At 47.4% G+C, this 6,499-nt stretch carries 5 protein-coding genes; 3 read left to right on the forward strand and 2 right to left on the reverse strand.

Annotated features, from left to right (window positions below; translation table 11 throughout):
* Positions 1 to 3: 3 nt before the first annotated feature.
* Positions 4 to 615, reverse strand: a complete 612-nt coding sequence (locus QUB12_RS18105; RefSeq protein WP_333141897.1) for a hypothetical protein — start codon at positions 613 to 615, stop codon at positions 4 to 6.
* Between the two features lie 287 nt (positions 616 to 902).
* Between QUB12_RS18105 and QUB12_RS18110 the strand changes: the two genes are divergently transcribed.
* A complete protein-coding gene (locus QUB12_RS18110) occupies positions 903 to 1,430 on the forward strand; it encodes a pentapeptide repeat-containing protein (RefSeq protein WP_333141896.1) in 528 nt (175 codons plus the stop codon).
* A 411-nt stretch (positions 1,431 to 1,841) separates the two neighbouring features.
* Here QUB12_RS18110 and purM read toward each other — a convergent pair whose 3' ends face one another.
* Positions 1,842 to 2,867: a phosphoribosylformylglycinamidine cyclo-ligase gene (gene purM / locus QUB12_RS18115; protein WP_333141895.1), complete on the reverse strand. Its 1,026-nt coding sequence runs from the start codon at positions 2,865 to 2,867 to the stop codon at positions 1,842 to 1,844.
* A 495-nt stretch (positions 2,868 to 3,362) separates the two neighbouring features.
* On the opposite strand from purM, the gene QUB12_RS18120 reads away from it, so the two are divergent.
* A complete protein-coding gene (locus tag QUB12_RS18120; RefSeq protein WP_333300556.1) occupies positions 3,363 to 4,439 on the forward strand; it encodes a septal ring lytic transglycosylase RlpA family protein in 1,077 nt (358 codons plus the stop codon).
* 326 nt (positions 4,440 to 4,765) lie between these two features.
* Positions 4,766 to 6,358, forward strand: coding sequence for a bifunctional pantoate--beta-alanine ligase/(d)CMP kinase (locus tag QUB12_RS18125; protein WP_333141893.1), 1,593 nt, complete (start codon positions 4,766 to 4,768; stop codon positions 6,356 to 6,358).
* Positions 6,359 to 6,499: the final 141 nt, after the last annotated feature.

Here is a 6,499-nt window from a genome sequence, read left to right on the forward strand (position 1 = left end):
CCCTCATCTCTTATTTGATACATCTCCCCTAGAATCACCTCCTATGAAATTACCTCCAACACTTCCTTCTATTTTGATAGATCGATCGGTTGAATAGACTACATAACGACCTTCTTCATGGCTTTCCATGAAATTATATAAAATTGAAACTACATTTTTTAACCCTGGAACATCCCTGGTGATAAATATTGGTAATGGAGAACCAGAATTCAAGTATAATTTAAGACCATATTTAGGAGGCCATAATTTATTAAATACCAATGAGAGAATTGCGAATCCTATCATCAACATTCCTCCGGTTCTATTGTCACTATTCTGAGGAAAATTCGTGTTTATCAAAATTCCAAAGATAAACGAAAGCCAAATCCATGATGATGGCACTTTTACTGTCGGAACAGGGCATACGCCAAAGCCGGTGACGTTACGAAACTGATAGACATCAGAATCAAATTGAACTGTGTTTTTGGTGATTTCTATTGTAGCCTTCCCGATCAGTCTGTCAGTATTTTGTGATGTATTATTTACACCCATCATTATTTTTTGCAACAATTTAAGCATTAACCTGCTCCCTCCATAAATGAAATCCTTGGGACTACCACTTAATGCTATTGCCATTGACAATACTCCGGACAGTTTTCCAATATGATGAGATCGCCAGCCCGCTAGCTGAGTGCGCTCCTCTTCAGGGGCTGCCCTAACGACGTATTTACGTCATCCTAGCTGTATTGCGATCGGTAATAAATCTTGTTATTCCCGCTCGCCCGGAACGAAATTTCGAGGTTTTGAGGTTCTTCTTCACCACCTTGACGTGGGCTAGAGGGCGATCGCATAAGCTCCCACACAAGTGAAAAAAGTGAGTACGACCTGAACCCAAAATAAACAGAAAAATACGAAAAAATCAAGTGAATTTACAGCGAAATCTGACAATAGAAGTTAACCTCAGCGGTGCAAATCTGAGCGGAGCAAACTTAAGTGGAGCTAGATTATTCGCAAATTTAAATGAAGCTGATTATGTTCAAACCGATTTAGATAAAACAATCAATGCTGATAGTGAAACTGAATTATCTGACTCTGAAGACGAAATTAACTGGAATGGTTTTCGCCTTCACTCCGACGCACAAGTGAAAATTGCCGAAATACTCGATCGCACTTCCACTCTCTTCATCCCCAACTCCCAACTCCGACTCGCAACACCCGCAGGCAGACAAAACCAACAAGCTGACTTTCTGATCTTCCACGAAAACAAGCTAGGGATACTGAAAATTGACAGCGAATCATCCCATCCAAACACAACAGAAGATGAAAAGTGCCAGCTTTTCATAGATTCTGGCATCAGTCTTGTCAAACATTACGATCCTACCCGATGCAGCGAACAACCGGATCTAGTGGTGCAGGAGTTTTTGGAAATTTTGAGTCACGTACAAGCCTAATAAGCTGTTTTTTATTTAAACTGTGATACAAACATTACCTTGATTTTTGATATTTTCTCACTTCAACAATTAACAATCCTTCCTTTCAGAGTCGATGTAATAAATAGTATAGATATTCAATTAATTTAAACATTCGGCGGAAATCTTTACACTAATTTACGGAAATAATTTGGAATTATATCGTATTTAAAGGCACAATAGCTTATTTCACTTTTAGGTAAAATTGTAGCAACGAGTCATCAGTTGTGAATTCCTTTTTCTCTTTCATCCTCTGTGTCCTCTGCGTCCTCTGCGGTTACTTTCAAAATTATAAATTTAACCGCAGATATACACAGATGAAGGCAGATTGAGATGGTCTGTTAACGCATAAAACAAAGCGAAGCAATCTTCAGCCCCTGCGATTGCTTCTTACTAATTATCCACGATCAATTCTCCTTTCCCCTCAATCACTTCCCCGATCGCCCAAGCACCAATTCCCTGAGACTCAAACCATTTAACAGCCTGTTCTACTTCCCTGGAATCAAGCAACAGCACAAACCCAATCCCCATATTAAAAGTATTGAACATATCTGCTGTAGCAACTTGGCCCGCTTCAGCAATCCACTGGAAAATTGGCAAACTTGGCCAACTATTGCTGTCAATTCTGACAGATTGATTAACTCCCAAACAGCGGGGCAAATTTTCCGGCAAACCGCCGCCCGTAATGTGAGCCATGCCGTGAATTTCTAGACCGCTTTTAATGGCTTCGAGGACTGGTTTAACATAAATTTTAGTCGGAGTTAGCAGCACTTCTCCTAAAGTTTTGCCACCTAACTTTTCGGGTTGGGAATGCCAGTCAAAACCCCGATCGCCCGCAATTTTTCTCACCAAACTAAAACCGTTGCTGTGCACGCCCGAACTAGCCAGCCCCACAGCCACATCTCCCACCTGCACCCGCGAACCGTCCAACAATTTGCTCTTTTCGACAATACCCACGCAAAACCCCGCCAAATCGTACTCACCCGCTTGGTAAAAACCGGGCATTTCTGCCGTTTCCCCTCCGAGCAAAGCACAGCCCGCTTGCTTGCAACCGTCAGCAATGCCGGCCACCACCGCAGCTAATTGTTCGGGATTTAACTTTCCCGTCGCTAAATAATCGAGAAAAAAGAGGGGTTCGGCCCCGGATGTCAGCACGTCGTTGACGCACATCGCCACCAAGTCGATACCTACCGTGTCGTGCCGATCGAGATTGTGGGCCAATTTCAACTTAGTCCCAACGCCGTCAGTACCCGAAACCATCACCGGCTCTTTTAAACCCTCCGGGACGCTGAAAAAACCGCTAAACCCGCCGAATCCGCCCAAAACTCCCGATCGGTGCGTGCTCTTGACCATACTCCCGATGCGCGAGACAAAAGCTCTGCCCGCCTCAACATCCACACCTGCTTCTCGATAATCCATAAGTCCGCCAAATCGATTTCTTCTAATTTTTAGTTTATTCCCATAACAGTTGACAAACAGCTTTTTTAAGACTAGCCATTCGGCAGCCCACAAAATACACTAAATTTTTGTAAATTTTTGTAAATTTTTCCGTAAAGACTGAAACGGCTGTAAGCACTGGAACTAAAGGGTTTTATGATAGAGGGTTTTGAGAAAATTTGATGAAGATTTGGTGAAAAGCGCGATCGCAGCGATCCCCAACCGCAAAAGTTTGTGGTAGTCTGTTGCAGTTCGTGAACAACACACAAATTGCGGATCGAGTATGAGTTGTCAAGTGTCAGGGAAGTTTCAGCCAAATTTTTTTGGGGCTGAAGCATTAAAGCAAAAACGCACCCGGATACTTTGCTTTGACTCACGGGGGAATGGCGAAGGGCAAGAGAGAAATCCTTGACGCCCGCCGCCAAATGGCCAATCCTCCAATCTCGGTTGGCAATGGCTATTCACAAAAATGGACGTATGAAGGAAAAATTTGTTGGTGGTCTACTCGCTGTCCTGTTAGTTCCTGTGGTAGGAACGGCATCCTCTTGTCACGCACAAGCAACAGGTGCCGACAACCAAAACTCTCAGGTTTCCGAGCAAGTAATTGCCACCCAACCGTCCCGGCAGTTAAACGCTACTCGGGTCGAAGCGCAAAAAGTCGGACAGTATCAGTATCAAGCAAGAGCTGAAATTGCCCGAGACTCGATCGCCAAAATTCAGCCCCACAACTTAGGCGGGCGACAAGCAGCGACAGTCTACGTGCGAAACATTCCAGTCATCACCTTTCTCAACGCCAGTCCGGAAACAAACACGCCTTTGGGAGAAACTGGCAACAGCCAAGCCGGTGCTAGCAGTCCGTCAAAAGTAGCGGGCGCCAGAGAAAATCCCAAAGTCGGAAACATTGCCAGCAACTCTAGCAACCAAGAACCCGATCCAATTTGGCGGGCATCAAGCTTAGCAGCAAGACTCAATCAGCTAGCCCGCAACAACATCGATCCCAACAGCATTACCGTTAAGTGGGAAAAAGGCGATCGCTACATTATCCAGGCAAACGGCGAGGAGTTGGTAAACATCAACGCCGAAACCATCCTCCCCGACACCACCAGCAACTTTAGCCGAGACGCCCTGCAAGCAACCAATCGCCTCCGGCGACTTCTGGGCAACGCCCCACCCCTGGAAGAAGTCGCAGGCAAACCCCAACCAGAACCCCCCGTGCTGTCTATGGGCCCAGTTCAAGTGCGCCTCAGCGGCTGGGCTTCCTGGTACGGCCCAGGATTTAACGGCAACCTCAGCGCCAGCGGCGAGCGTTTCAACCAAAATGATATGACCGCAGCCCACCCAAATTTGCCTTTTGGAACGAGAGTCATGGTGAGAAATCTCGACAACGGCCGCACTGTGGTCGTCCGCATTAATGACCGCGGCCCCTATGTGGGCGATCGGCTCATTGACTTGTCCGCCGGCGCCGCCAGCGTGCTAGGAATGATCAGCAGTGGCGTTGCCAGAGTGGAAATCGAAGTGATCGAACCGCAGCAGCAAACAACTGTTGGACGCTGAAGGCTACTCTCAGGCAGAATACAAAAGTTATCCGAAGTGTAGAAAGCAGAAAGTAGAATAAAACTGACATCTTGCACCATTGTCAAGAACGGGCTCTCCGGCCCGTTCCACAAAGAATGAGTTTTCTTGTGGAACAGGCCGAAAAGCCTGTTCCTAAACAACTAATTGAGAATGGTGCAAGATGTGAGATAAAACTGACATCTTGCACTATTCTTTGTGGAACAGGCCGGAAAGCCTGTTCTTGAAGATGGTGCAAGATGTCAACTCGAACAAATTCTGACAAATAAACTCTGCATTCTGCCGAATGCCTTCAGGAGATTCTACCGGTGCGCCTGTTTACTACCATTGCAGCACTTCGCTGCTACTTAAATTTACAAAAGTCTGCTGCACCTCATTTGACAGTCGGTTTGGTGCCGACGATGGGAGCTTTGCACGCAGGGCATCTGAGCTTGATCCAGCGGGCAAGGCAAGAAAATGCGATCGCCCTGGTCAGCATTTTTGTCAACCCGCTGCAATTTGGCCCCACAGAAGATTTTCAAGATTATCCTCGGAATATCGAGCAAGACCGGCTGTTGTGCGAACAAGCTGGCGTTGATGCCATATTTGCTCCCTCAGCAACCGAAATGTTCGGCAACCAAGCCGTCGAGCGTACAGAAACAGAGCAAACCGCCCAAAAACAGATAGAGATTCACCTTTCATCCTTAACCCAAGTAGTGCCGCCACCGGCGATGACATCGGTTTTGTGCGGCAAAGCAAGGCCCGGTCATTTTCAGGGCGTCGCGGCAATAGTTACTAAACTTTTGAGTTTGGTGCAGCCGACAAAAGCTTATTTCGGTCAAAAAGACGCCCAGCAGCTAGCAATTATTCGGAAGCTGGTCTTGGATTTTAACTTGCCTGTAGAGATTGTCGCTTGTCCGATCGTCCGCGAAGAGTCGGGACTGGCAATGAGTTCTCGCAATCAGTATTTAACAGTAGAGCAAAAACAGCAAGCCTCCGTACTCTACCGCGCGCTGCAACAAGCCTCGAAAACTTTTGCTTCAGGGGATCGCACCGCAGCAGCCGCACTCGCAGCAGCCCACGCAGCAGTCGCAGAAGAACCCGCAGTCAAGCTCGAATACGCCGAAATCGTCGATCCCCACACTTTGACGCCCTTGCAGGTTGTGGAAACAGCGGGACTTTTAGCCGTGGCCGCCAGAGTTGGCTCTACTCGCTTGATTGACAATATAATTCTCAGGAATCGCCGGCCCATTGTGGCGATCGACGGCCCGGCGGGAGCAGGCAAATCTACCGTCACTCGCCTTGCAGCAACAGCTTTGAACTTGTTTTATCTGGATACCGGCGCGATGTATCGGGCGCTGACTTGGCTGGCATTGAAAACAGACACGCCGATTTCCGACGAATGCGCGATCGCCGAATTAATCAGTTCCAGTTATTTGGAATACAACCTCGATCCCGCATCAAAGATGTTGAAGATTAACGGCGAAGACGTAACCGAGGCAATTCGCAGTTTGGAAGTGACATCCCGCGTCTCGGAAATGGCGGCGATTCCCGCCGTGCGGCAGTTTCTGGTGGAGGAACAGCGGCGCTGCGGCACAAAAGGCGGAATTATAGCAGAAGGCCGCGATATCGGCACTAACGTGTTTCCCGATGCGGAACTTAAGATTTTTTTGACGGCTTCGGTACAAGAGCGATCGCGCCGGCGGCTGTTAGAACTTAAAGATAGCGATCGGGCTAATATTAGCTTGGCCCAATTGGAACAAGACATCGCCCTGCGAGACGAAAAAGACAGCACCCGCGAGGTTGCACCTTTGCGTAAAGCGGCCGATGCTGTGGAAATTCAAACAGACAATCTGACTGTTGCTGAAGTTATCGATCGGATTGTCGGCTTGTACAAAGAGAGAATCGACCCTAAAAGTTAATTTTAGGAGTGGCGGGCGGGCGATCGCCCTCATCTCAAATCCGGTTAACCTCACATCTTGCACTATTCTCGCTTAACAGGCTTTTCGGCCTGTTCCACAAAGAGTGAATTTTCTTGTGGAACAGGCCGAAAAGCCTGTTCC

This window comes from Microcoleus sp. B7-D4, assembly GCF_036705125.1.
In the GTDB taxonomy this organism is placed as follows: Bacteria; Cyanobacteriota; Cyanobacteriia; order Cyanobacteriales; family Microcoleaceae; genus Microcoleus.

Bases quoted from the DNA above. Each gene is read 5' to 3' on its own strand.
- purM (WP_333141895.1), bottom strand. From the start codon at position 2,867: ATGGATTATCGAGAAGCAGGTGTGGATGTTGAGGCGGGCAGAGCTTTT.
- QUB12_RS18120 (WP_333300556.1), top strand. From the start codon at position 3,363: ATGAAGGAAAAATTTGTTGGTGGTCTACTCGCTGTCCTGTTAGTTCCT.
- QUB12_RS18105 (WP_333141897.1), bottom strand. From the start codon at position 615: ATGGCAATAGCATTAAGTGGTAGTCCCAAGGATTTCATTTATGGAGGG.